The 25049-nt window shown below is 53.8% G+C and carries 22 protein-coding genes and 2 pseudogenes; 19 read left to right on the top strand and 5 right to left on the bottom strand.

Features of this window, described 5'->3' with window-relative positions:
• Positions 1-4176, bottom strand: a pseudogene (locus GS12_RS18195) (cyclic beta 1-2 glucan synthetase); the annotation flags it as partial.
• A 706-nt stretch (positions 4177-4882) separates the two neighbouring features.
• Between GS12_RS18195 and tauA the strand changes: the two are divergent.
• Genes tauA through tauD form a run of 4 tightly spaced genes read left to right on the top strand, consistent with a single transcriptional unit; the run spans position 4883 to position 8293 of the window.
• Positions 4883-5860, top strand: coding sequence for a taurine ABC transporter substrate-binding protein (gene tauA / locus GS12_RS18190; RefSeq protein WP_034917542.1), 978 nt, complete (start codon positions 4883-4885; stop codon positions 5858-5860).
• 11 nt (positions 5861-5871) lie between these two features.
• Positions 5872-6639, top strand: a complete 768-nt coding sequence (tauB, locus tag GS12_RS18185) for a taurine ABC transporter ATP-binding subunit (RefSeq protein WP_034917539.1) — start codon at positions 5872-5874, stop codon at positions 6637-6639.
• On the top strand, positions 6636-7457 hold the full coding sequence (gene tauC, locus GS12_RS18180) for a taurine ABC transporter permease TauC (RefSeq protein ID WP_034917536.1): 822 nt from the start codon (positions 6636-6638) through the stop codon (positions 7455-7457). The genes tauB and tauC overlap by 4 nt, the downstream gene beginning before the upstream one ends.
• On the top strand, positions 7454-8293 hold the full coding sequence (gene tauD / locus GS12_RS18175) for a taurine dioxygenase (protein ID WP_034917534.1): 840 nt from the start codon (positions 7454-7456) through the stop codon (positions 8291-8293). Before tauC ends, tauD begins: the two co-directional genes overlap by 4 nt.
• 10 nt (positions 8294-8303) lie before the next feature.
• On the opposite strand, the gene GS12_RS18170 is transcribed toward tauD, so the two are convergent.
• Positions 8304-10502 (bottom strand): EAL domain-containing protein, encoded by a 2199-nt coding sequence (locus GS12_RS18170; RefSeq protein WP_052118521.1) that lies wholly within the window; start codon positions 10500-10502, stop codon positions 8304-8306.
• Between the two features lie 264 nt (positions 10503-10766).
• Between GS12_RS18170 and GS12_RS18165 the strand changes: the two genes are divergently transcribed.
• Positions 10767-10997, top strand: coding sequence for a hypothetical protein (locus tag GS12_RS18165; RefSeq protein WP_034949415.1), 231 nt, complete (start codon positions 10767-10769; stop codon positions 10995-10997).
• A 104-nt stretch (positions 10998-11101) separates the two neighbouring features.
• On the opposite strand, the gene GS12_RS18160 is transcribed toward GS12_RS18165, so the two are convergent.
• On the bottom strand, positions 11102-11908 hold the full coding sequence (locus GS12_RS18160) for a DUF4225 domain-containing protein (protein WP_034949413.1): 807 nt from the start codon (positions 11906-11908) through the stop codon (positions 11102-11104).
• 73 nt (positions 11909-11981) lie between these two features.
• Here GS12_RS18160 and GS12_RS18155 point away from each other — a divergent pair.
• Positions 11982-12330 (top strand): annotated as a pseudogene (locus GS12_RS18155) (Hcp family type VI secretion system effector).
• A gap of 41 nt (positions 12331-12371) precedes the next feature.
• Here GS12_RS18155 and GS12_RS18150 read toward each other — a convergent pair.
• On the bottom strand, positions 12372-14270 hold the full coding sequence (locus GS12_RS18150; RefSeq protein ID WP_034949419.1) for an ABC transporter ATP-binding protein: 1899 nt from the start codon (positions 14268-14270) through the stop codon (positions 12372-12374).
• A 122-nt stretch (positions 14271-14392) separates the two neighbouring features.
• Between GS12_RS18150 and kefG the strand changes: the two genes are divergently transcribed.
• The 4 genes from kefG (at position 14393) to slyD (ending at position 17656) form a co-directional block, all read left to right on the top strand.
• The gene (kefG, locus tag GS12_RS18145; RefSeq protein WP_034917526.1) at positions 14393-14944 is read left to right on the top strand and encodes a glutathione-regulated potassium-efflux system ancillary protein KefG; all 552 of its coding nucleotides are present in this window, start codon (positions 14393-14395) and stop codon (positions 14942-14944) included.
• A complete protein-coding gene (kefB, locus tag GS12_RS18140) occupies positions 14945-16747 on the top strand; it encodes a glutathione-regulated potassium-efflux system protein KefB (RefSeq protein WP_034949411.1) in 1803 nt (600 codons plus the stop codon).
• Between the two features lie 12 nt (positions 16748-16759).
• Positions 16760-16960 (top strand): YheV family putative zinc ribbon protein, encoded by a 201-nt coding sequence (locus tag GS12_RS18135; RefSeq protein WP_162473390.1) that lies wholly within the window; start codon positions 16760-16762, stop codon positions 16958-16960.
• A 132-nt stretch (positions 16961-17092) separates the two neighbouring features.
• Positions 17093-17656 (top strand): peptidylprolyl isomerase, encoded by a 564-nt coding sequence (gene slyD / locus GS12_RS18130; RefSeq protein ID WP_034949410.1) that lies wholly within the window; start codon positions 17093-17095, stop codon positions 17654-17656.
• Between the two features lie 49 nt (positions 17657-17705).
• On the opposite strand, the gene GS12_RS18125 is transcribed toward slyD, so the two are convergent.
• Complete coding sequence (locus GS12_RS18125) at positions 17706-17924, bottom strand: protein SlyX (protein ID WP_034917522.1); 219 nt, start codon at positions 17922-17924, stop codon at positions 17706-17708.
• A gap of 283 nt (positions 17925-18207) precedes the next feature.
• Between GS12_RS18125 and fkpA the strand changes: the two genes are divergently transcribed.
• The 9 genes from fkpA to GS12_RS18080 form a co-directional block, all read left to right on the top strand.
• On the top strand, positions 18208-19032 hold the full coding sequence (gene fkpA, locus GS12_RS18120; protein WP_034949407.1) for an FKBP-type peptidyl-prolyl cis-trans isomerase: 825 nt from the start codon (positions 18208-18210) through the stop codon (positions 19030-19032).
• 204 nt (positions 19033-19236) lie between these two features.
• A complete protein-coding gene (locus tag GS12_RS18115) occupies positions 19237-19956 on the top strand; it encodes a helix-turn-helix transcriptional regulator (protein ID WP_034917519.1) in 720 nt (239 codons plus the stop codon).
• Complete coding sequence (gene tusD / locus GS12_RS18110) at positions 19956-20342, top strand: sulfurtransferase complex subunit TusD (RefSeq protein ID WP_034949406.1); 387 nt, start codon at positions 19956-19958, stop codon at positions 20340-20342. The genes GS12_RS18115 and tusD overlap by 1 nt, the downstream gene beginning before the upstream one ends.
• Entirely contained in the window at positions 20342-20701 is a 360-nt protein-coding gene (gene tusC / locus GS12_RS18105; RefSeq protein ID WP_034949417.1) for a sulfurtransferase complex subunit TusC, read from the top strand. The genes tusD and tusC overlap by 1 nt, the downstream gene beginning before the upstream one ends.
• 7 nt (positions 20702-20708) lie before the next feature.
• On the top strand, positions 20709-20996 hold the full coding sequence (gene tusB / locus GS12_RS18100; protein ID WP_034949404.1) for a sulfurtransferase complex subunit TusB: 288 nt from the start codon (positions 20709-20711) through the stop codon (positions 20994-20996).
• 124 nt (positions 20997-21120) lie between these two features.
• Positions 21121-21495 carry a 30S ribosomal protein S12 gene (gene rpsL, locus GS12_RS18095; protein WP_003852912.1) on the top strand — a complete coding sequence of 125 codons (375 nt, stop codon included), beginning with the start codon at positions 21121-21123 and terminating at the stop codon, positions 21493-21495.
• Positions 21496-21591: 96 nt separating this feature from the next.
• Complete coding sequence (gene rpsG, locus GS12_RS18090; RefSeq protein WP_017350059.1) at positions 21592-22062, top strand: 30S ribosomal protein S7; 471 nt, start codon at positions 21592-21594, stop codon at positions 22060-22062.
• A gap of 93 nt (positions 22063-22155) precedes the next feature.
• On the top strand, positions 22156-24270 hold the full coding sequence (fusA, locus tag GS12_RS18085) for an elongation factor G (RefSeq protein WP_034917507.1): 2115 nt from the start codon (positions 22156-22158) through the stop codon (positions 24268-24270).
• A gap of 69 nt (positions 24271-24339) precedes the next feature.
• A partial coding sequence (locus GS12_RS18080; RefSeq protein ID WP_034949402.1) for an elongation factor Tu occupies positions 24340-25049 on the top strand: 710 nt, incomplete at its 3' end.

Genomic DNA, 25049 nt, shown 5'->3' with positions numbered 1-25049 from the left:
CAGTAGCGTATCGGGATAGACCGGCATCACCAGGTTCGGCATCAGATATTCAAACATGGAGCCGCTCCAGGACATCACGGCGGGGCGGTTATCCAGTTGGGTAAATAAACGGCCCAGTACAAACCAGCTTTTTGCCGGAAGCTGATTGGTTGAAATGGCGAAGTAGTGCGTCAGGCGAACTTCTGATGGAAAGAGATCGTATTTGCCGCTGTCCAGCAGCCCGCTATCGACGTTATACCCTACGCTGAGCAGCGCGGTTTCCGGATGGTACAAAAAGCGAAAATCCATCTTCGCGTGGTCATGAAGCCGACCGTCCAGTTCAAGCAGCGTCGCCATCCGCTCGCGCGCGGCCCATATTACCGGGCCGGTTTGCTGCGCGCTAAGGTCGGGGCGATGGTGGCCTAACCCGGCGAGCCACAACAGCGACGGCAGGTCATTCGGCAGGCTGTCCTGCGGCGTCAGCCAGTTGAAAAACAGCTTCCACTCCTGCTGAAAATCGACGAGCTGCCGGATGAACAGGCCAAGCCAGTTTACGCGTGGCCGGGCGCCCTGCGCCTGTTCTTCACATGCCCTGCTCAGGTCGATCAACGCCTTCAGTTCTGGTAATAACGCACCCGGTTTCGTCCGCTGTAACAGGGCCAACTGCTGGCCTGTTTTTTTCAGCGCGTCGCTTTGCGCCGTCTCTGCCTGCTCTTTTGCCAGTAAAAAGGTGTCGTTCAGGCCCGCCATGATGCGCGGCAGTGAGAGCACCGGTTGCTGCTTCCACTGCGCCAGTCCCGTCTGTAACGTTACCAGGTGCGCGGCCATATTGCCGCTGTCGACGCTGGAAACATAACGCGGATTCAGCGGTTGCAGGGTGCGTGTGTCGTACCAGTTATAAAGGTGGCCGCGGAAGTGCGCCATGCGATCGAGGCTGTCGAGCGTGGCAAGCGTGCGCGTTATCACCTGTTTTTGTGTCAGATAACCAAAATCCCAGGCCGTTAAGTTAGCAAGCAACGATAGCCCGATATTGGTCGGGGAGGTACGGTGCGCCACCAGCGGCTGCGGGATCTCCTGCAAATTATCGGGCGGTAAATGGTTATCCTCTTCGCCCACGAACGCGTCGAACCACGCCCAGGTTTCACGGGCGATCTGGCGTAAGAAATGGTGCTGAACCGCTGACAGATCGGCAGGACGGGAACGGGCAGGTTGGCTCAGGCGGCACATCAAGGCAGGCGCAACCATCCACAAAATCGCCAGTGCCAGCACCAGAGGGATCAGTGGCGGCATCAGCAGACTGGTCACGGCCAGCAGCACAACACCGGTCAGCGGATTAGCCCACATAACCTGATAAAAATGGCGCGCAGACAGCCCTGCTGTGGGTTTTTCCACCGCTGCACTTTGCCATTCGTGCAGGTAACGGTGGCTGACGTTCAGCCGCCACAGGGTGATAACAATGGCTTTCAGGGACCAGTAACTTTCATGCGGCAGCACCGCCAACGCAATCCCCGCCCGACACAGCCGGGTAAAGGCATCCGCGATCAGCATGCGCATATGCTGTTGCCAGGCGCGCTGCTTACTCTTTTTCGCCACATCCAGCGCCAGCGCCAGCAGCACCGGAAACAGGATGAACAGCATAATGCAGCCAACCCAGAAGGCGGGGTTCGGGGTAAGGGTGCAGGTCAGAAAAATCAGGACCAGCAACGCTGGCGCAACCAGACTGCGGCGCAGGTTATCCAGCAGTTTCCAGCGCGACAGCGCGCTGAGCGGATTGTCCTGACGGCTGCCATCGGCCAGGCGAACACGCAGTCGCAGCCAGTTGAGCAGCTGCCAGTCACCGCGCACCCAGCGGAAGCGCCGGGCGACATCACTCAAATAGTTGTCAGGGTATTGTTCATACATCACCACATTGCTGACCACACCCGAGCGTGCGTAACACCCTTCGAGCAGATCGTGGCTGAGGACAAGGTTTTCCGGGCAGGTATTGTGGGTCGCACGGGTGAACGCAGCGACGTCATAAATCCCTTTTCCGACGAAAGAGCCTTCGCCAAACAGATCCTGATAAATATCCGAAGACATGGATGAGTAGGCATCGTTCCCCGGCACGCCGCTGGACAGGCGGGCGTACATTCCCTGACCGTGCTGTGGGATCTCTTCCGCCAGTCGCGGCTGGAGGATGGCATAGCCTTCGACCACGCGGTTCAGGCGTGCGTCGAAGACCGGCGCGTTAAGCGGATGCGCCATAATACCGATGAGTTTATGCGCCGTTTCGCGCGGCAGGATGGTGTCGCTGTCCAGAGTGATCACATATTTCACGCCGCGTAACTGCGCCTGACTTGCGCCGGCGGTGACGCTGAAAATGCCATCTTCATTATTCAGCAACCAGCGATTCAGGGCATGGATTTTGCCTCGCTTGCGCTCATACCCCATCCAGACGCCCTGGGCGGCGTTCAGTACGCGGTCACGGTGAAGCAGAGAAAACAGCGGTGTCTCGTGCGTCTCTCTGGCATAACGTCGGTTGAGATCTTCGGTTTTCAGTACTGCATAACGAATGAATTCAGCATCATCATTATGATGTTGCTCAACGCTGTCAGTGAAATCAGTCAGCAAAGCGAAAGTGATATTGGGTAGCGCATTGCCCAGGTAGCAAATTTCCAGTGAGCGAAGCAGCGTATCAATCCCCCTGATGCTGCTGAGCAAACAGGGGATCACCACCAGCGTACGATCCTCGTCGGGAATGGCGCTGGCAAAATCCAGTCGGGGGAGCGGGGTGGGATATCGGCTGCGCGTGGTCACTTCGCTAAGCAGCTGTAGGGCTAACTGGCTGCCGAGAATCACCACCGGCAACAGCAAAAGCCACAACAGGAACGTCATGCCCGCCTGATGCGTCACCACCAGCGTTTCGGCGCTGAAGGCGGTAGTCAGCAGCACCAGGCTGCCCAGCCAGGAGAGCAACGGCGTCTGGGTGAGGCGATGACGGAAGCGAGTGAGTAACGCGTCTCTGGCCTCAAGCCGTTGCTCCAGTTGCGTACGGCCTTTATCAAGCAGGAAATAGCCAATATGGCGCTGGCGTAACGGCAGATCCGGCTGACTCGCCAGCGCCAGCGCCGCCTTTGCCACAGCCAGTTCGTCATAGCGGCTGTGACGCGCCAGCCGTTCAATCACATGCCGGTAGTCGTCACGGCTGTCAAAATGCATTTGCGGGTAGACCGCCGCAGGATCCTGTAACAATACCTGTTCGACCAGACTGAGTGACTCAACAAACTTCTGCCAGTCAATTTCGCCCAGCTGACGCAGGCCGGTGATGCTGTTGCTGACTGAAAGCTGGTTGAGCGCCAGTTGACGGTTGAACCGATCGATGATCGCGGCGCTGCTTTGCCCGCCACGTTGTAAATACTGTTCCACCCAGGTTAATACCAGCGTATTTTCCTGACCGCTGAGCCTGCGCGCCAGCTCGGCAATAAAGGCGCCCGAAAGCTGTGGATTTTGCCGCGCCATATCAGCAATCACCAGAATGACGTTAGAGGCATCATCGGTAGCGGTGGCGACAATCTTATTGATCCACTCCTCTGCTTTGCGTCTTTCCTGATGAATGACGGCGACGTCTTTGGCAATACGCGCCAGATTATTAATTAATGCGAACCGCAACATGCCGGGGAGCGCCCACAGTTCTCCCAGCAACAGCGGCGACACGCGCTGGTAGGAGCGGACAAAACTGTGCAAAACGTTATTTTCAAGTCGGCCATCGCTGTGGGTGATCATTTCATCACCGATTGCCTGAATGCGCAGGTAATGAACGGGCTCCGCCAGCATGGGCAGGCCCTGACCAAATTTAGCGGGCAACATATGACGCACGAGGCGGATCTGTTCTTCGATAATATAGAAATTATCAAGCAGCCAAACGCCCGCTGGCGTCAGGCTGCGTTTTTTCCCTTCACTCAATATTTCAGCACTTTGCGCCAGCGACATCTCATTTTCTGCCAGCTGCTGTAACAGGCGGTAAGACCATTTCCCGGTCGAAAGCGTATGGGTCTTCGCTAATTTTCCCCCATATTTTTCCATTTGTTTTTCAGAAAAAATGTCCGGCCGGTACGCCTGAGGCGAACCTGTTTCAGGCAATAACGATGAGATATTTTCCAACGTTGATGGCGGCACATCACTATCCCGGCTCAACCACGCAGTTAATTTTATTTTCACAGTAACGTCCTTACGCGATTGCTGAGAGGCAAGCGGTAATCAGGATGAATAAACAGAAGAAAAAAAGGTGGGAAAGTAATGCTTCAGAAAAAAAGGCAAAGTGTGAGGTAAGTATAGCCTTCAAATGAATTTTACGTCGGGTTCACAAGGAAATAAAAAAGGCTGCCGAACAGACGTTCGTAACATAGCACGATCGCAAAAATAACTTCAGGTTTAATGCAGAACCAGCACGATAAGTATGTCGTTGATCTCGTCGGGGAGGTGATTTCTTGTTTTCAGGCAGTGCCGGTGTTGTTTGTTAATTTCCGCCATAAAGAGGAGATGAAATGATGCCTCTTTTCGCAGGGAAAATATTGGCAGAAATAAGGTTAATGAATTTCTCAGTTAATAATTAACATACGTTTTCTTTTAAAAATAATTTGGCAGCAGGGTTGGCGGAGTTTAATTATCCGGGCGAACAGAGTAATGCCTTCACCGGCACTATGTAGATAATAATCATCACTATTAACGCGAATTATGTCGGGCAACAATCACGTGGAATAGTAAATGGCGTCGGGTTGAACGTGACAATCCCTGTTATCAGATATCGATTACTGATTTTCTTCTAAGCAAATATTGTTATAACAGATAATTTTTAATTACTTTATCGCGATGATCACTCTCGGTTACAAAGGCACCTTATAACAATGACCCCCGGAGCAGGACTATGGCGCGCAAATTCACTCTTTCCCTGATAGCGGCAACGCTTTCTCTTTCCGCGCTCACCGCGCAGGCTGTCGACGTCACCGTCGCTTACCAGACCTCAGCGGAGCCAGCCAAAGTGGCCCAGGCGGACGGGACTTTCGCCAAAGAGAGCGGCGCGAAGGTGGACTGGCGCAAATTCGACAGCGGCGCGAGCGTGGTGAAAGCGCTGGCCTCCGGCGATGTGCAAATTGGCAACATCGGCTCCAGCCCGCTGGCGGTCGCGGCCAGTCAGCAGGTGCCGATTGAGGTCTTTTTGCTGGCCTCTCAGTTAGGCAACTCCGAAGCGCTGGTGGTAAAGAAAGAGATCGCCAGCCCGAAAGATCTGATTGGCAAACGCATTGCCGTACCGTTTATCTCTACCACGCATTACAGCCTGCTGTCGGCGCTGAAGCACTGGGGCATCAAACCTAATCAATTGCAGATTGTTAACCTTCAGCCGCCGGCCATAATTGCTGCCTGGCAGCGCGGCGACATCGACGGCGCCTATGTCTGGGCGCCTGCGGTCAATGAACTGGAAAAAAGCGGTAAGGTGCTGACCGATTCAGATCAGGTAGGCAAATGGGGATCGCCAACGCTGGATGTCTGGGTAGTGCGCAAAGACTTCGCCAAAGCGCATCCTGATGTGGTCACCGCCTTTGCCCGCAGCGCGCTGGCGGCACAAAAAGCCTACCTCGATAACCCTGAACAGTGGCTGAAAACGCCTGAAAACCTCAGCAAGCTGTCTCGCCTGAGCGGCGTGCCGGAAGCGCAGGTGCCGGGCCTGGTGAAGGGTAACACCTATCTCCCGGCCAGCCAGCAGGCAGCACAACTGGCGCAGCCGGTGAATAAGGCGATTGGCGACACCGCAAAATTCCTCAAAGAGCAGGGCAAAGTGCCGCAGGTTGCCAGTGATTACAGCGACTACGTCACCGATCGCTTTGTTAAACCGCTCGCGCAGTAACCGGAGGTTTTATGCTTTCCGTTTCGCATCTGACCGCTGACTATGAAGGGAATCTGGCGCTCAACGATATCAACCTGTCGATTGATGCGGGTGAACTGCTGGTTGTGCTTGGGCCGTCCGGCTGCGGCAAAACCACGCTGTTAAACCTGATCGCCGGGTTCCTTCCTGCTGCCTCCGGAACGATCACGCTGGAAGGCAAGCCGGTCACCGGCCCTGGCGCAGAGCGCGGCGTGGTGTTTCAGCACGAAGGCCTGTTGCCGTGGCGCAACGTCGTGGATAACGTCGCGTTTGGGCTGCAACTGGCGGGCATGGCAAAGGAAGCCCGCCATGAGATCGCCCGGCAGATGTTGAAGCAGGTTGGGCTGGAGGGTGCGGAGAAGAAATTCATCTGGCAGCTCTCCGGCGGCATGCGCCAGCGCGTCGGTATTGCGCGCGCGCTGGCGGCAGATCCCCAACTGCTGCTGCTCGACGAGCCTTTCGGGGCGCTGGACGCCTTCACCCGCGAGCAGATGCAGGAGCTGCTGCTTACGCTGTGGCGTAAAAGCGGTAAGCAGGTGCTGCTGATTACGCATGATATCGAGGAGGCGGTCTTTCTCGCCAGCGAATTAATCCTTCTTTCGCCGGGGCCGGGACGGATTATTGAGCGACTGTCGCTCGATTTTGGCCGCCGCTATACCAATGGCGAATCCTGTCGCGCCATTAAGTCCGATCCTGAATTTATTGCACGCAGAGAGTACGTGCTGAGCCAGGTTTTCGAACAGCGCGAGGTGTTTTCATGAGTCAGTTAACCACGGAAAAAAGCGCGCAGCCGCGCCTGCGCTGGCCGCTCAGCCGTCAACTGACCCTCAGCGCGGCGACGATTGTCGTGCTGCTGACGCTGTGGTGGGCCGTTGCGTCGCTCGCGCTGGTTCCGCCGCTGTTCCTGCCGCCGCCGCAGCAGGTATTTCATCAGCTTCTTGTCATTGCCAGCGCACAGGGCTTTATGGATGCCACCCTGTGGCAACATCTTGCCGCCAGCCTGACGCGTATTGTTACCGCGCTGGTGGCGGCGGTGCTGATTGGCGTGCCGGTGGGCATCGCCATGGGGCTGAATGAAACCGTGCGCGGCATTCTCGATCCGCTGATTGAGCTTTACCGCCCGGTGCCGCCGCTGGCCTATCTGCCGCTGATGGTTATCTGGTTCGGCATCGGCGAAACCTCAAAAATCTTGCTGATTTATCTGGCGATTTTCGCGCCGGTAGCGATGTCCACGCTGGCGGGCGTGAAAAGTGCGCAGCAGGTACGACTGCGCGCCGCCCGTTCGCTCGGCGCCAGCCGCTGGCAGGTGCTGTGGTATGTGGTGCTGCCGGGCGCATTGCCGGAGATCCTGACCGGCCTGCGGATAGGACTGGGCGTCGGCTGGTCAACGCTGGTTGCCGCCGAACTGATCGCCGCCACGCGCGGGCTTGGCTTTATGGTGCAGTCCGCCGGTGAGTTTCTCGCCACCGATGTGGTGCTCGCCGGCATCGCCGTTATTGCCATTATCGCTTTCACCCTCGAACTGGGGTTGCGCGCCCTGCAACGCCGTCTCACCCCCTGGCATGGAGAACATGTATGAACGAACGTCTGACCATCACCGCGCTTGGCCCGCATATTGGCGCGCAGGTTTCTGATATCGATTTAAGCCGTCCGCTGAGCGATGCGCAGTTTGAGCAGCTTTATCATGCGATGATCCGCCATCAGGTGCTTTTTTTCCGCAACCAGCCGGTGACGCCACACCAGCAGCGCGCGCTCGCCGCGCGTTTTGGCGATCTGCATATTCATCCGGTCTATCCTCACGCGCCGGACGTGGAAGAGATTATCGTGCTGGATACGCATGACAACAACCCGCCGGATAATGATAACTGGCACACCGATGTGACCTTTATTGAGACGCCTCCTGCCGGTGCGATTCTGGCGGCGAAGCATCTGCCGGAAAGCGGCGGCGACACGCTATGGGCCAGTGGTATCGCCGCCTGGGACGCGCTGTCCGAACCGTTTAAAGTGCTGCTGAGTGGGTTGAACGCGGAGCATGATTTTAAAAAATCCTTCCAGGAGTACAAATACCGCAAAACCGAGGAGGAGCACGCGCGCTGGAAGCTGGCCGTGGAGAAGAATCCGCCGTTGCAGCATCCGGTTGTCCGCACGCATCCGGTCAGCGGTAAAAAGGCGCTGTTTGTGAACGAAGGGTTTACCACGCGCATCGTGGAGCTGAGCCAGAAAGAGAGCGACGCACTGCTGGCGTTCCTGTTCGCCCACATCACCAAACCTGAGTTTCAGGTGCGCTGGCGCTGGCAGGAGAACGATCTGGCGATTTGGGATAATCGTATTACTCAGCACTACGCCAACGCGGACTATATGCCGGCACGTCGCATCATGCACCGGGCAACCATCATGGGCGACAAGCCTTTCTGAAACGCCTGCTTCAGGAAGGCGCGTGAGCCAGCGTTTCCAGCGGCACGGGTTTGCCAATCAGGTATCCCTGCTGATAATTCACGCCCAGTTCCGCCAGCAGGCGACTCTGGGCGTCGGTTTCGACATACTCTGCCACTACATCCAGATTTTTCTCGCGTGCGATGTCGCAGATAGACTTCACGATCAGCCGATCAAGACGGTCATTTTCAATATTTTTAATGAAGATGCCGTCAATTTTTATGATATCGGCGTTGAGCCGTTTTACGCGTTCGTAGTTGGCGAAACCGGTGCCAAAATCATCGATAGCGATACGAAAGCCCGCATGGCGAAGGTTTTCAATAGCGATGCCCGCCGACTGACTGTTCAGCAACGCCTGTTCTTCCGTCACTTCAAATATGACGCTTTCGTGCGGCACGTCGTGACGTTGGAAAATCGCTTTGATGGTGTCAACAATACCCGTCTGTGTCAGCGTCATCGGCAGCAGGTTGATGGCCAGTCGGGGCGTCTTCTGATGGGTGGAACGGTGGCGGTGGATAAACGCAACCGTCTCTTCTGTCACCAGACGATCAAAGGCCGCGCTGAGGTTGAAGGCGCTAATCAGTGGGACAAACGTTTCGGGTTGTAGCATGCCCTCGTCCGTGACCAGGCGGGCCAGTACTTCGTAATAGCACGCGTGGGTGTGTACTTCAGAAATGGGCTGCGCATAAAGGACAATCTGGCGTTGAGCAATGGCTCGCCTCACCGTTTGCAACGTATGCAACTGCGCCGAAGCCTGATGGATCAGCGTTTCGCCATTTTCATCAAGCTGCGAAATGCCACCGGAAGAGGCGAACTGTTTGGCGAGCAGGCTGAGTTGCCCAATCAGCCGATAAAGGTCGTCGCGTGCGGCATCGAACTGGCCAAAGGCAAAGGCATAGGTGAGATCGATGACGTTGTTTTGCCAGTTGAGTTCAAGCGCCTGAAGGTCGTGTTGCATCGTTTCAAGCCGCTGCGGAACCCGTTCGCCGTTTAAAAAAAGAAGTATCCCATCTCCGGCAAGCAGATAAACGCCCTCATTCTGACTCAGGCAAATTTTCAGGGTGTCGGTCAGCGTACGCCGACACCATGTTCGCATCGTCAACCCATAATGCCGGCCCAGAAACTCCAGATTACCAATGGAGATATAACAAAGCGTGCCGGCAGGGTGCGATTTCAGATGGTGTTCCAGCGCGCGGAGGTTGGGCCGCAGCTCCACGGGGTCGGTGAGGGACAGGGCGGTTACGCGCTGTTGCGTTCGCTGATTCTTCCAGTAAGTCGCAGAAAAAAAGACCAGACAGACGGTAAATGCGATAAACGTGGACGCCATAAAGGTCACGGCAAAAATATTACTGGTGCTCAGCACGTCCTGATTAAAATACATCAGCAGAAAACAGCTCAGCGCCCAAAGTATAATCATCAGGGATGGGGTAAAACGCGTCACTCCCCAGGTGAAGAGAATAAAAATGAGCGGGATAAGATAACTGGCTATCAACTGATGATGAAAGGGCGAACAGAAAATTATCAACAGCGCCGACAGCAGGCTGAAACCCATGATGGCGCTCAAACGGTTTTCTCTCGCCAGCAGATTTCTGTGACAGGTACGATAGAATTTCCTGGCCCAGGTGGGATTCGCTACCATTCGCAAAGGGAAATAAAAAAGAATCGAGAACACCACGGCAGAAATGATCATATTTTGCAGGCTGGTAATGGTGTACATATTTATTGCGCTGCTGAAATAGATACTGAGATTTTCCGGAATGGGAAACAGCATACCCCAGATAACCATTAACAGCCTTGAGAGCACCGGTGCCAGCATATTCATCAACAGCATCCGAATGCCAATGCCGTTGTTGCCCAGGTTGAACCGCCAGCGTCGGCCAAGAATGTTTCTTGCCAGCCAGGCACAGATCACTATCGGCAGCAGCATTGTCAGCGCCAGGCCCGCCGCCATTGAGCCAGAATAGGAAAAGAAGTAGCTGGCATAAAAGGAGAGGAACAGCGGAATAACCGCCGCGCGACCCAACAGATAAATGACGGCGATAGCTAAACCATAGGGAAGGTAGCCGACAAACAGCTTGCTGCCATCGATAACGAGGGCGGGTGACAATATCCTCGCCAGGGGCATGATCAGCAGAAGCAAGATAAAAACGAAAACGCTTTTGCTGATAAAGCGGTAAGGGTTTTTCTTCATTATGCTTTTCCGGACTGTGTCACGCGCGTGGACGTTGATAGTAAGGAAGATAAATTGCTGACACAAGAAATATGCCAGAAAAATCCGCATTGGTGAAAAGCCTGTTACGAACATACAGACTGATGTTGCTGCCCGGTAAGCGCACTGAAAATAGATCAATGAAAGCCTGCCACCCTGAAACGAGCAGAGCGTCTGCTGTTCACTTTTTCATGGAATCATGTAAAAGAGTCGCGATCGGCTAAATCAGTTACAAGGAAAAGTAAAATGAAGAGAGAAATCACCGAGGCATGCCAACTGGAAAATGGTTTTACAGAGAAAGGAATAACTATTTTTAATAATATTTTTTCACAAGTTGAAAATAATGGGCAATGTTATGAAAACTTGTTAGTTGATCTTCGGAAGAGATTTTTTTGGGGCTATATATTTGCTCTTTGTTATCGTTATTTTTATGGCGCGCTCTACGATCAGGGAGGATTTCAACGGCGTGATAATTAATATCGCTCTCTTCACCGGAACGGCGCTTCTTGCTGATTATATTATTCCTTTAAAACCTGGCTGGAAAGCCTGTCGTTTTCTCAAAAGAAATTAGCCGGATTGTGCTACTCTTCTTTTAACGCTTTCCAGATACTTCCTGTTTCGAGAAGCTTTGTTGACGCTCCTGTAACCTTAAGCGCTAATGCTGGCTTGCTGAGTGTATTTACTTTTCTGTAGTAATCTCCAGGAAGATAATTGTAAAGGCGCCAGGCTTCTGGTTTGACGGTGAGTTTCAGTAATCCGTAATATGATGTCGTTAAATCTACCGTTTGGTAGGCTAACACGCCCAGCTTTTCGTCAAAACCTAAAAATTCGGCCATTCCCATATAGCCTTTTTTCATAAATCCTGGCTGCTGCTGCCCGGTGATGATTTTTTTTACATTTTCCTGAACAGAGCTCAAACCACTAAGAACCAGATTAGCACCTACTACCGCTCCAATAATATTCCCTGAACTCACTGATGCTCCTGCCAAACTGAGTCCCGCCACGATTTGTAAGCCGCCCAATACCACGCCGATCCCGTCAATCACGTAACCGATAATGTTTTCATGCTCATGATAAAAACTGACCGCTGCGTAAATGGCTGCTTCACCCGTGCGCAGCATCCGATGTTGGATATTAAGATACGCATTCTCTTTTTTCAGATTCTGAATGCATTGCTGGCATAATTCATCTGACGCCGCGTTACGAATCGTTGTTAATTGAATATCTATAAATCTTCTTATCTCATCGCGAAAATTCATTCTCAAAAACGCATCATTCAGATGAATGTTCGAGACAAAGTTAGCGGTGCTATTAAGATGATTTGCTTCCAGGTTCGCCATCGTCAAAAAATAGTTACGTGTTCTGTTAATATTTAAATAGTTGTCCATGACATTCCTTTGTGTAATTATAAAACCTCACGGATTTAAGCAGGTTTCTCTCACCACGGAAAGGAAATTATATATGAATAATGACCTGTTTCTCAGAATTGATGGCGTGACGGGCGAGTCAGCGGATGCAAATCATAAGGGATGGATTAATATTGATTCTTTTGGTTGGGGAGCGAGTCAGGCAGGGAATATGAGCGCCGGCGGTGGAGGTGGGACAGGTAAGGTCCAGTTTCGGGATCTGGATGTTCAGACCCGTATTGATAAAGCGACGCCTGCTATTATGACATTTATCGCCAGCGGCAAACATATTAATACGGTAGACATTAAAAGTAAAAATCCACTATTGGGAGCAGAGCGCAACAGGCGGAAAAGGGCCTGAGTCAGCGTCTGGCTGGAATATAAAAGAGAATAAGAGTTTTTAACCCCCCGCCGCAAATAACGATTGCGGCAAGGAGAGTATTTATCAGGCGTTGAGCATATTTTCCAACTGCTCCTGTGCCTCCAGCCAGCTCATTTCACACGCTTCAAGAGAGGATTTCGCCTCGGCCTGCTGTTTCAATGCGGCGGTGAGTTCCGCTTTGCGTGACGGATCGTAAAGCGTGGCGTCACCTAACAGCGCCTCCGCTTCCGCCAGCTGTGCGTTGAGCTTCTCCATCTGCTTTTCACACTTTTCCAGCACCTTACGCAGCGGCTGCGTTTGTGCGCGCAGTTCCGCTTCGCGACGCTTCTGATCTTTACGCGCCTGCGCGCTGTTTGCACCTTCCAGTTTCGGTTCGGCCTGAGCGGTTTGCTTCTGTAGTTCGCTCAGCCACTGCTGGTAATCTTCCAGATCGCCGTCAAACACTTCCACTTTTCCATCGTGAACCAGATAGAGATCGTCCGTGGTGGAGCGAAGGAGATGCCTGTCATGCGACACCACCACCATTGCGCCGTCAAAATCAATGAGCGCTTCGGTCAGCGCCTGGCGCATGTCCAGATCGAGATGGTTGGTTGGCTCATCCAGCAGCAGCAGGTTAGGGCGCTGCCAGACAATCAGCGCCAGCACCAGGCGCGCCTTTTCACCGCCGGAGAAACGCGCGGTATGTTCGGTGACTTTATCGCCCTGAAAGCCGAAACTTCCCAGGAAATCACGCAGCTGCTGCTCGGCGATCTTCGGCGCAAGACGGGCCAGATGCTGAAGCGGCGATTCATCTGCCCGTAAGAATTCAAGCTGATGCTGGGCGAAGTAGCCGAGGCGAACGCCTTTCGCCAGACCGATATCGCCCTGCACCGGCGCCAGTTCGCCCGCCAGTAGCTTAATTAAGGTGGATTTCCCCGCGCCGTTTCGGCCCAGCAGACCGATGCGTGAACCGGGCACCAGATTGAGCTTAATGGCGTCCAGAATGGTGCGATCGCCGTAGCCCGCACTGACTTTTTCCATTTTCAGCAGCGGATTCGGCAGGCTTTCCGGTTCGCGAAAGCTGAAGGTGAACGGATTATCGACGTGTGCAGGCGCGATCAGCTCCATCCGCTCCAGCATTTTGATGCGGCTCTGCGCCTGTCGCGCCTTGCTGGCCTTGGCCTTGAAGCGATCGATAAAACTGTGCAGGTGCGCCACTTTTTTCTGCTGATGCTCAAACAGCGACTGCTGCTGTGAAAGCCGGGTGGCGCGCTGAATTTCAAAGGCGCTGTAGTTGCCGGTGTACTCAAATATAGTTTGCTGCTCAATATGCAGAATCTTATCCACTACCGGATCGAGAAAATCACGGTCGTGGGAAATCAGGATCAGCGTGCCCGGATAGCTTTTTAACCAGCGCTCCAGCCAGATCACCGCATCGAGATCGAGGTGGTTGGTTGGTTCATCAAGCAACAGCAGATCGGAGCGACAGATCAGCGCCTGCGCCAGGTTAAGCCGCATCCGCCAGCCGCCGGAAAAATCACTGACCGGCCGCTGAAGCTGTTCCTGAGAAAAGCCCAAACCGTTAAGCAGCGTGGCGGCACGCGACTGTATTGTCCATGCCTGGATGGCGTCCAGTTTGCCATGCAGCGTAGCGATGGCGTTGCCGTCGTTGACGTGATTTGCGTGCGCCAGCTCAGCTTCAAGCTGGCGGAACTCGCGGTCGCCATCGATCACGTACTCAATGGCGGGCATCGGTAGCGCGGGCGTCTCCTGATTCACCCAGGCCAGCGACCAGTTGCCGGGATAGCCGACGCTGCCCGCATCGGCGCTTATCTCGTTTTTGAGCAGCGAGAGCAGCGTGGATTTGCCACAGCCGTTTTTCCCCACCAGACCCACTTTCTGTCCGGGGTTGATGGTGGCGGTGGCATTGTCCAGCAGGACGCGGACACCGCGTCGAATTTGTAACGAGGAGAAGACAATCATAAGCGCCGTAATGTCAGAATATGTTAAATTAAATCCATAACTGGATTTCAGAGTCGTTGATTCTGTTGCGTCGGGCATGGTAGCGGATTTTACCTGCCGTGACGACGATTTGGAGGGGAATGATGGCACAGCCGCCGAAAGTTTTGCTGCTGTACGCTCACCCGGAATCACAAGACTCGATCGCTAATCGCGTTTTGCTACAGCCGGCTGAGCAGTTACCTAACGTGACGGTGCACGATTTGTATGCGCACTATCCGGATTTTTTTATCGACGTCCACCATGAGAAACAGCTTTTACGTGAGCACGACGTTATCGTTTTCCAGCATCCGCTTTTTACCTATAGTTGCCCGGCTCTGCTGAAAGAGTGGCTGGATCGCGTGCTGTCGCGCGGATTCGCCAGCGGCCCCGGCGGTAACGTGCTGGAAGGCAAATACTGGCGCAGCGTGGTCACCACCGGCGAACCTGAAGCGGCCTACCGTCAGGAAGGCCTTAACCGTTATCCGCTATCCGAGATTATGCGTCCGTTCGAGCTGACCGCGCAGATGTGCCGCATGCACTGGCTGACGCCGATGATTATTTACTGGGCGCGTCGTCAGTCACCTGAAATGATGAAGAAGTACGCGCGGGCCTACGCTGACTGGCTCGCGGCTCCCTTACCCAATGGAGGACGTTGAATGGAAGGACAAAGCCTCCTGACCGCGGGCGTGGTCTACCTGTTTGCAGCGGTGATTGCCGTGCCGATTGCGGCGCGCATCGGTATTGGCGCGGTGCTGGGCTACCTGCTGGCGGGCATAGCGATTGGCCCGTGGGGGCTGGGATTTATCAGCGACGTCGAGGAAATCCTGCACTTCTCCGAGATGGGCGTGGTCTTTCTGATGTTTATTATTGGCCTGGAGTTGAAGCCATCGAAGCTCTGGGAGCTGCGGCGTTCCATCTTTGGCGTCGGCGCGGCGCAGGTGGTTTTCAGTGCGGCGCTGCTTGGCGGACTGCTGTGGCTGACGAATTTCTCCTGGCAAGCGGCAACCATTGGCGGTATCGGCCTGGCGATGTCCTCTACCGCGATGGCGCTGCAACTGATGCGCGACAAAGGCATGAACCGTAATGAGTCCGGCCAGTTGGGCTTTTCGGTGCTGCTGTTTCAGGATCTGGCGGTGATCCCGGCGCTGGCGCTGGTGCCGCTTCTGGCGGGCAGCGATAGCGGTCATACCGACTGGATGAAGGTCGGCATGAAAGTGATCGCCTTTGCGGGCATGTTGATTGGCGGGCGTTATCTGCTGCGGCCCATTTTCCGTTTTATTGCCGCCTCCGGCGTGCGGGAAGTGTTTACCGCCGCAGCGCTGCTGCTGGTGCTGGGCTCCGCGCTGTTTATGGATGCGCTGGGCCTTTCAATGGCGCTGGGAACGTTTATTGCCGGCATCCTGCTGGCGGAAAGCGAGTATCGCCACGAACTGGAAATCGCCATCGATCCTTTTAAAGGGCTTCTGCTTGGCCTGTTCTTTATTTCTGTCGGCATGGCGCTGAACCTGGGCGTGCTTTATACCCACATCATCGAAATTGCGGTGGGCGTGGTGGCGCTGGTTGCCATTAAAGCAGGTGTGCTCTACCTGCTTTCGCTGATTTACGGCCTGCGCAGCTCGGAACGGTTACAGTTTTCCAGCGTGCTGAGCCAGGGCGGCGAATTCGCGTTTGTGCTTTTTTCTGCGGCTTCATCAGTAAAATTGTTTCAGGGCGACCAGATGGCGCTGCTGCTGGTTACCGTCACGCTGTCGATGATGACCACGCCGCTGCTGATGCAAAGCGTTGACCGGATTCTGGAGCGGCGCTTTAACGAACCCGAAGACCACACGGAGCAGCCCTTCGTGGTGGATGATAAACCGCAGGTGATCGTGGTGGGATTTGGCCGCTTCGGTCAGGTGGTGGCGCGCCTGCTGATGGCCAATAAAAAGCGCATCACCGTGCTGGAACGTGATATCAGTGCGGTCAGTCTGATGCGAAATTATGGTTATAAAGTATACTATGGGGATGCAACAGAGCTTGAATTGCTGCGCGCGGCGGGTGCCGAGACGGCGCAGTCGATTGTGGTGACCTGCAACGCGCCGGAAGCATCGATGGAAATTGTCCATCTTTGCCAGCGTCATTTTCCGCACCTCAATATTCTGGTGCGGGCGAAAGGGCGCGTTGAGGCGCACGAACTGCTTCAGGCTGGCGTAAGCTATTTTACCCGTGAAACCTTCTCCAGTGCGCTCGAACTGGGTCGTAAGGCGCTGATCACGCTTGGTATGCATCCTCATCAGGCGTTTCGCGCGCAGCAGCATTTCCGTCGGTTAGATATGCGTATGCTGCGTGAACTGATGCCGAATCACGCCGACAGTCAGCAGATTTCTCGCGTGAAAGAGGCGCGACGCGAACTGGAAGAGATTTTCCAGGCAGAAATGCAGCATGAGAAGCGTCACGTTGACGGCTGGGACGAAGACTAACGTTGAACAGGATTGAACATGCGTAAACGTTTTATTGCCGGTGCGACCTGCCCGAAATGCCAGGCGCAGGACACGCTGGCGCTCTGGCAGGAAAATAATATTGATGTCGTTGAGTGCGTTAAATGCGGTCACCAGATGCGCGAAGCGGATAAACAGGCGCGTAAACAGGTGCGCACAAACGAGCAGGTGATCGGAATTTTCCATCCTGAGTAGCGTTATTGCTCAGCTTTTTTTAAGCTGTAACCTACAGCGGCGTTGAAATCCTTTATAATCGACGCCCAACAGAGTCCCTGAGACGCTGCCAGTCAGCGCGGGATTCAAAGCTCTCAACGGTTAGGAGTAATCATGAAAGTAGCAAAAGACCAGGTGGTTAGCCTGGCGTACCAGGTACGTACAGAAGACGGTGTGTTAGTAGATGAGTCTCCGGTGAGCGCACCGCTGGACTACCTGCATGGTCATGGTTCCCTGATTTCCGGTCTTGAGAAGGCGCTGGAAAACCATGAAGCCGGCGACAAATTCGAAGTTAACATTGCCGCTGACGAAGCCTATGGCCAGTACGACGAAAACCTGGTGCAGCGCGTGCCTAAAGACGTCTTTATGGGCGTGGATGAGCTTCAGGTGGGGATGCGTTTCCTGGCGGAAACCGATCAGGGGCCTGTTCCGGTAGAGATTACCGAAGTGGAAGATGAGCACGTTGTGGTTGATGGTAACCACATGCTGGCGGGGCAAAATCTTAACTTCAACGTGGAAGTTGTGGCTATTCGCGAAGCGACGGCAGAAGAGCTGGCTCATGGCCATGTTCATGGCGAGCATGGCCATGACCATGACCACGACCACGACCACGACCACGATCATGACCACGGTAAAGGCGGTTGCGGCGGCAATGGCGGCTGCGGTTGTCACCACTAGGCGCAAAAAAAAGGCCACCTCCGGGTGGCCTTTCGTTTTTAAGGGCTTGCTAATAGTGCGGCGGCGGCGTTTCTTCCGACTGTGAGGCAATCATCGAGGGAGCCGCCGCTTTAAGTTTGTCCGTCAACAGACGCATCTGCTCGCGCAGCCGCGACATCTCCAGTTCATGATGTATGACCGTCTGATTCAGCGATTCAAGCGTATGTTCCTGAAAGGCCAGGCGGCTTTCTAATACTTCAATTCGCTGTTCAAACCATGACCGATCCATGCATTACCTCTTCTTGCTCAGGCCGCGGACGGCGCGGCGAATAGTCCGATTCTAACGGGAATTTGCCTGCTGAAACAGCGCGACACGGCTTAATTTCCTCGCTACGGTTGAAAAAAGCCTCGGGTGGCTGCATCTCTGTGGTGAAACTTTCGCTGAGGATAGCGGTCGGAAGTTAACTTAGTTTTCATTGCGAGATTGAGTATTTTTCTCGCGCACAGTTATAGTACGGGCTCTGTTCTGTACACGATTTCCGGGGTGAGAGGCTTCGGTTCTGGAGAAATGGATGAAATCACTGTTTAAAGTCACATTGTTAGCTACCACGATGGCCGTTGCGCTTAATGCTCCGTTAGCGATGGCGGCTGAAGCAACGCCGGCCCAGCAGGCTCCACAGCCAGCGCCGAAAAACAGCGCCTTTAAGACTGACGATCAGCAGTCTGCTTACGCGCTGGGCGCCTCGCTCGGACGCTATATGGAAAATTCTCTGAAAGAACAGGAAAAACTGGGCATTACGCTGGATAAGCAGCAGCTGATTTCTGGCGTGCAGGATGCGTTTGGCGGCAAGAGCAAACTCTCCGATCAGGAAATCGAACAAACGTTGCAGTCATTTGAAGGCCGCGTGAAGGGTGCCGCACAGGCGAAGATGGAAAAAGACGCGAAAGAGAACGCTGATAAGGGCGAGGCGTTTGCCACCAAATTCGCGAAAGAAAAAGGCGTGAAGAAAACCGAATCCGGCCTGCTTTATCAGGTGGCAAAAGAGGGTTCCGGTGACGTGCCGAAAGACAGCGATACCGTGGTGGTGAACTACAAAGGTACGCTGATCGACGGCACGGAGTTTGATAACTCTTACACCCGAGGCGAACCGCTCTCTTTCCGTCTTGATGGCGTGATCCCGGGCTGGACGGAAGGCCTGAAACACGTGAAGAAAGGCGGTAAAATCAAGCTGGTTATCCCACCGCAGCTGGCTTACGGTAAAAATGGCGTGCCTGGCATTCCGGCCAATTCCACGCTGGTATTTGACGTTGAACTGCTCGATATCAAACCGGCCGCCAAAGCGGAAGCGGGCGCTGATAAAGCTGCGCCGGCACCGGTTGCCACGCAGGATAAGTAATCTCTTTTCACCGCCACGCTTTCGTGGCGGTATTTCTCTTCCGTTACATCCTGTTTTCATTCGTTTTTCTGCGCCATATTGCATTTCATGACAAAGGTCAGGACAGGCCTTTCAGATATTTGGTAAACTTCGCTCCGCGCATTTTTTTAGAATGAGTCTGCCTGGGCCGCCGTGCGACAGGCTCTTGCAAAGGGTGGTGTCATAATGTCTGGCTCAATTTTTACCGGCGATGTCGCAGACCTTCAGCTGCTTGAGCAGCGACCTTTCGAACGGTCTGACTTCGACATCCTGAAATCCTACGAAGCCGTTGTTGATGGGTTAGCCATGCTAATTGGCTCCCATTGCGAAATCGTGCTGCATTCGCTTGAAGACCTGAACTGCTCCGCCATCAGAATCGCCAACGGCGAACACACCGGACGTAAAATCGGCTCACCGATTACCGATCTGGCGCTGCGTATGCTGCATGATATGAGCGGCACGCATAGCAACGTTTCTAAGGCCTATTTCACTCGAGCCAAAAGCGGCGTGCTGATGAAGTCGGTGACCATAGCAATCCGTAACGGGCAAAGCCGCGTCATCGGTTTGCTGTGTATTAACATGAATCTTGACGTGCCGTTTTCGCAGATCATGGCCACCTTTATGCCGCCGGAGATACAGGAAGTACCTTCATCGGTTAATTTCGCCTCCTCGGTAGAGGACCTTGTGATGCAGACGTTGGAGTTCACCATTGAAGAAGTGAGCGCAGACCGCAACGTCTCTAACAATGCCAAGAACCGTCAAATCGTGCTTAACCTGTATGAGAAAGGCATTTTCGATATTAAAGACGCCATCAATCAGGTTGCCGATCGCCTGAACATCTCCAAGCACACGGTCTATCTCTATATTCGCCAATTCAAAAGCGGCGACCTGCTGGGCGAACGCTGATGCGCTTTACGCTGCTGGTGACCGGGCCTGCCTATGGCACACAGCAGGCCAGCAGCGCCTGGCAGTTTGCTCAGGCACTGCTGGCCGAAGGGCATCAGCTGGACAGCGTGTTCTTCTACCGTGAAGGCGTGCTGAATGCCAGCCAGTTGACCTCGCCCGCCAGCGACGAGTTCGACCTGACCGCCGCCTGGCAATCGCTTCAGCGCGAGCACGGTGTTGCGTTGAATATTTGCGTGGCGGCCGCGCTACGGCGCGGTATCACCGATGAAAGTGAAGCAAAAAATCAGGGATTGCCGGCGGCGAATCTGGCTGACGGCTTTCTTTTAGCCGGTCTTGGTGCACTGGCGGAAGCCGCGCTGAGCACTGACCGCATGGTGCAGTTTTGATAAGGCGCATCGCTTTTGTCTTTACGCAGCCGCCCCACGGCAGCAGTGCCGGACGGGAAGGGCTGGATGCCGTGCTGGCGACGTCGGCGCTGAGCGAGGATGTCGCGCTGTTTTTTATCAGCGATGGCATTTTGCAACTGATGCCGCAGCAGGAACCGGAAAAAATTCTCGCGCGCAATTACATCGCCACTTTTGGCGTGCTGCCGCTTTATGATATCGAGCACTGCTACGCCTGTGCGGCCGCGCTGTCCGATCGCGGGCTCGCCGCCAGCGAGGCGTTTGTGTTGCCGGTCAGGGTGCTGGAACCGGCGACATTAAGAGCGATGCTCGGCAGCTATGACCGCGTGATCACCTTCTGAGGATACGATGCTGCATACTCTGACCCATTCGCCTTTTCAATATGATTTCAACGCAATGCTGCGCATGCTGGCATCGGGCGATGATGTACTACTGATGCAGGATGGCGTGCTGGCGGCACTAAAGGGCGGTCAGGCGCTTGAGTTTTTGCTGGCGGCCCCCATATCCCTTTACGTACTGCGGGACGACCTTATTGCTCGCGGGCTTTCTGCTCAAATTTCACACAAAGCGCAGGCGATAAGCTATAATGAGTTCGTTGCGCTGGTGGTAAAAAATCCGCAACAAATGACCTGGTAACAAAGGTTCTCCTGGTTATTTCTTGACACCTTTTCTACTCAGCCCTAAAATTCTGCGTCCTCGTTATCTCACGAGGCGATTTATTACGTGTTTACGAAGCAAAGCAAATCCCAGGAGCTATTTAATGGCAACAGTAAATCAGCTGGTTCGCAAACCACGCGTACGCAAAGTTGCAAAGAGCAACGTGCCTGCGCTGGAAGCCTGCCCGCAAAAACGTGGCGTATGTACGCGTGTATATACCACCACTCCTAAAAAACCGAACTCCGCACTGCGTAAAGTATGTCGTGTTCGTTTAACCAACGGTTTTGAAGTTACCTCCTATATTGGTGGTGAAGGTCATAACCTCCAGGAGCACTCCGTGATCCTGATCCGTGGCGGTCGTGTTAAAGACTTGCCAGGTGTGCGTTACCACACCGTTCGCGGCGCGCTTGACTGCTCCGGTGTTAAAGACCGTAAGCAGGCTCGCTCCAAGTACGGCGTGAAGAAGCCAAAGGCTTAATGGTTCTCCGTTAAGTAAGGCCAAACGTTTTAACTTAAATGTCAAACTAAACTCGTAGAGTTTTGGACAATCCTGAATTAACAACGGAGTATTTCCATGCCACGTCGTCGCGTTATTGGTCAGCGTAAAATTCTGCCAGATCCTAAGTTCGGATCAGAGCTGCTGGCCAAATTTGTCAATATCCTGATGGTAGATGGTAAAAAATCTACTGCTGAATCAATCGTTTATACCGCGCTTGAGACCCTGGCTCAGCGTTCAGGTAAAAACGAGCTGGAAGCCTTTGAAGTCGCCCTGGACAATGTCCGCCCAACCGTGGAAGTTAAATCCCGTCGCGTTGGTGGTTCTACTTATCAGGTACCAGTTGAAGTCCGCCCGGTTCGTCGTAATGCGCTGGCAATGCGTTGGATCGTTGAAGCTGCTCGTAAACGCGGTGATAAATCTATGGCTCTGCGCCTGGCGAACGAACTTTCTGATGCTGCTGATAACAAAGGTACAGCAGTGAAGAAACGTGAAGACGTTCACCGTATGGCCGAAGCCAACAAGGCGTTCGCTCACTACCGCTGGTAACAGCCTCGTAGTTGTTATTAACCCGGCGGGCGTTCAGGTAACTCACCCGCCGGGTTTGATTAACTTAGAACGTCCGAGAAACAGAGGAATCAAATGGCTCGTACAACACCCATTACACGCTACCGTAACATTGGTATCAGTGCACACATCGACGCCGGTAAAACGACCACTACCGAACGTATTCTGTTCTACACCGGTGTAAATCACAAAATCGGTGAAGTTCATGACGGCGCGGCCACTATGGACTGGATGGCGCAGGAGCAGGAGCGTGGTATTACCATTACCTCCGCTGCGACCACCGCGTTCTGGTCAGGTATGGCTAAGCAGTTTGAGCCGCACCGCGTTAACATCATCGACACCCCTGGACACGTTGACTTCACCATCGAAGTAGAACGTTCCATGCGTGTTCTCGACGGCGCGGTAATGGTTTACTGTGCGGTCGGCGGCGTTCAGCCACAGTCTGAAACCGTATGGCGCCAGGCGAACAAATACAAAGTTCCACGCATTGCGTTCGTTAACAAAATGGACCGCATGGGTGCTAACTTCCTGAAAGTAGTTGGCCAGATTAAAGCACGTCTGGGCGCTAACCCTGTTCCGTTGCAGCTGGCCATCGGCGCAGAAGAAAAATTTACCGGCGTTATCGACCTGGTGAAAATGAAAGCGATCAACTGGAACGACAGCGATCAGGGCGTGACCTTCGAATACGAAGAGATCCCTGCTGACATGGCAGAACTGGCTGATGAATGGCACCAGAACCTGATTGAATCCGCAGCTGAAGCCTCTGAAGAGCTGATGGAGAAATATCTGGGCGGTGAAGACCTGACTGAAGACGAGATCAAAACGGCTCTGCGTCAGCGTGTTCTGAACAACGAAATCATCCTGGTTACCTGCGGCTCTGCGTTTAAAAACAAAGGCGTTCAGGCCATGCTGGATGCTGTTGTTGAGTATCTGCCAGCACCGACAGACGTACCGGCAATTAACGGTATTCTGGACGATGGCAAAGATACGCCTGCTGAGCGTCACGCGACCGATGACGAGCCTTTCTCTGCGCTGGCGTTCAAAATTGCAACCGACCCATTCGTGGGTAACCTGACGTTCTTCCGCGTGTACTCTGGCGTTGTTAACTCCGGCGACACCGTACTGAACTCAGTAAAATCTGCGCGCGAGCGTTTTGGCCGTATCGTACAGATGCACGCCAACAAACGTGAAGAGATCAAAGAAGTTCGCGCAGGCGATATTGCTGCGGCGATCGGTCTGAAAGACGTGACGACGGGTGATACTCTGTGTGATCCGGATAACGTGATCATTCTGGAGCGTATGGAATTCCCCGAGCCGGTAATTTCTATCGCTGTAGAACCAAAAACCAAAGCTGACCAGGAAAAAATGGGTCTGGCTCTGGGCCGTCTGGCGAAAGAAGACCCGTCTTTCCGCGTATGGACTGACGAAGAATCTAACCAGACAATCATCGCTGGTATGGGTGAGTTGCACCTCGACATCATCGTTGACCGCATGAAGCGTGAATTCAACGTTGAAGCAAACGTCGGTAAACCTCAGGTTGCGTATCGTGAAGCGATTCGCTCTAAAGTTACCGATATCGAAGGTAAACACGCCAAGCAGTCTGGTGGTCGCGGTCAGTACGGTCACGTTGTTATCGACCTGTACCCACTGGAGCCGGGTGTAAACCCGAAAGGCTACGAATTTGTCAACGACATCAAAGGTGGTGTGATTCCTGGCGAATACATCCCTGCCGTTGATAAAGGGATTCAGGAACAGCTTAAGTCTGGCCCGCTGGCAGGTTACCCGGTAGTTGATATCGGTGTTCGTCTGCACTTCGGTTCATACCATGACGTTGACTCCTCGGAACTGGCGTTTAAACTGGCTGCTTCTCTGGCGTTTAAAGACGGCTTTAAGAAAGCAAAACCAGTTCTGCTTGAGCCGGTGATGAAGGTTGAAGTTGAAACGCCTGAAGAGAACACGGGTGACGTTATCGGTGACCTTAGCCGTCGTCGCGGTACGCTGCGCGGCCAGGAAACCAATGTTACTGGCGTTGTGATCCACGCTGAAGTGCCGCTGTCTGAGATGTTTGGATATGCGACACAGCTGCGTTCTATCACTAAAGGCCGTGCATCTTACTCCATGGAATTCCTGAAGTATGATGATGCGCCGAACAATGTTGCTCAGGCTGTTATTGAAGCCCGTGGTAAATAATCGGGTTTAACCAATTGATCCCGTGCTCTCCTTTTTGAAAAGGAGAGCACAACAGTAAGGAATATCGCCGTGTCTAAAGAAAAATTTGAACGTAACAAACCGCACGTCAACGTTGGTACTATCGGCCACGTTGACCACGGTAAAACCACCCTGACTGCTGCTATCACTACCGTTCTGGCTAAAACCTACGGTGGTTCTGCACGTGCGTTCGATCAGATCGATAACGCGCCAGAAGAGAAAGCACGTGGTATCACCATCAACACCTCTCACGTTGAATACGATACCCCGACTCGCCACTATGCGCACGTTGACTGCCCTGGCCACGCCGACTATGTGAAAAACATGATCACCGGTGCTGCGCAGATGGACGGCGCGATCCTGGTTGTTGCTGCGACTGACGGCCCGATGCCGCAGACCCGCGAGCACATCCTGCTGGGCCGTCAGGTTGGCGTTCCTTATATCATCGTGTTCCTGAACAAGTGCGACATGGTTGATGATGAAGAGCTGCTGGAACTGGTTGAAATGGAAGTCCGTGACCTGCTGTCACAGTACGACTTCCCTGGCGACGACACGCCAATCGTTCACGGTTCTGCTCTGAAAGCGCTGGAAGGCGATGCAGAGTGGGAAGCGAAAATCATCGAGCTGGCCGGTCACCTGGATAACTACATCCCGGAACCAGAGCGCGCCATTGACAAGCCGTTCCTGCTGCCAATCGAAGACGTTTTCTCTATCTCCGGCCGTGGTACTGTGGTAACCGGTCGTGTTGAGCGCGGTATCGT

It is taken from the genome of Erwinia oleae, assembly GCF_000770305.1.
GTDB lineage: Bacteria > Pseudomonadota > Gammaproteobacteria > Enterobacterales > Enterobacteriaceae > Erwinia > Erwinia oleae.
This window is presented reverse-complemented; position numbering and strand designations above follow the sequence as displayed.

Excerpts from the sequence above, each read along its gene's own strand:
- tauA (WP_034917542.1), top strand. The coding sequence starts at position 4,883 with ATGGCGCGCAAATTCACTCTTTCCCTGATAGCGGCAACGCTTTCTCTT.
- GS12_RS18160 (WP_034949413.1), bottom strand. The coding sequence starts at position 11,908 with ATGGACAACTATTTAAATATTAACAGAACACGTAACTATTTTTTGACG.
- tauC (WP_034917536.1), top strand. The coding sequence starts at position 6,636 with ATGAGTCAGTTAACCACGGAAAAAAGCGCGCAGCCGCGCCTGCGCTGG.
- GS12_RS18165 (WP_034949415.1), top strand. The coding sequence starts at position 10,767 with ATGAAGAGAGAAATCACCGAGGCATGCCAACTGGAAAATGGTTTTACA.
- rpsL (WP_003852912.1), top strand. The coding sequence starts at position 21,121 with ATGGCAACAGTAAATCAGCTGGTTCGCAAACCACGCGTACGCAAAGTT.
- GS12_RS18125 (WP_034917522.1), bottom strand. The coding sequence starts at position 17,924 with ATGGATCGGTCATGGTTTGAACAGCGAATTGAAGTATTAGAAAGCCGC.
- rpsG (WP_017350059.1), top strand. The coding sequence starts at position 21,592 with ATGCCACGTCGTCGCGTTATTGGTCAGCGTAAAATTCTGCCAGATCCT.
- tauB (WP_034917539.1), top strand. The coding sequence starts at position 5,872 with ATGCTTTCCGTTTCGCATCTGACCGCTGACTATGAAGGGAATCTGGCG.
- GS12_RS18150 (WP_034949419.1), bottom strand. The coding sequence starts at position 14,270 with ATGATTGTCTTCTCCTCGTTACAAATTCGACGCGGTGTCCGCGTCCTG.
- GS12_RS18170 (WP_052118521.1), bottom strand. The coding sequence starts at position 10,502 with ATGAAGAAAAACCCTTACCGCTTTATCAGCAAAAGCGTTTTCGTTTTT.
- tusB (WP_034949404.1), top strand. The coding sequence starts at position 20,709 with ATGCTGCATACTCTGACCCATTCGCCTTTTCAATATGATTTCAACGCA.
- fkpA (WP_034949407.1), top strand. The coding sequence starts at position 18,208 with ATGAAATCACTGTTTAAAGTCACATTGTTAGCTACCACGATGGCCGTT.
- slyD (WP_034949410.1), top strand. The coding sequence starts at position 17,093 with ATGAAAGTAGCAAAAGACCAGGTGGTTAGCCTGGCGTACCAGGTACGT.
- fusA (WP_034917507.1), top strand. The coding sequence starts at position 22,156 with ATGGCTCGTACAACACCCATTACACGCTACCGTAACATTGGTATCAGT.
- GS12_RS18115 (WP_034917519.1), top strand. The coding sequence starts at position 19,237 with ATGTCTGGCTCAATTTTTACCGGCGATGTCGCAGACCTTCAGCTGCTT.
- tauD (WP_034917534.1), top strand. The coding sequence starts at position 7,454 with ATGAACGAACGTCTGACCATCACCGCGCTTGGCCCGCATATTGGCGCG.
- kefB (WP_034949411.1), top strand. The coding sequence starts at position 14,945 with ATGGAAGGACAAAGCCTCCTGACCGCGGGCGTGGTCTACCTGTTTGCA.
- kefG (WP_034917526.1), top strand. The coding sequence starts at position 14,393 with ATGGCACAGCCGCCGAAAGTTTTGCTGCTGTACGCTCACCCGGAATCA.
- tusD (WP_034949406.1), top strand. The coding sequence starts at position 19,956 with ATGCGCTTTACGCTGCTGGTGACCGGGCCTGCCTATGGCACACAGCAG.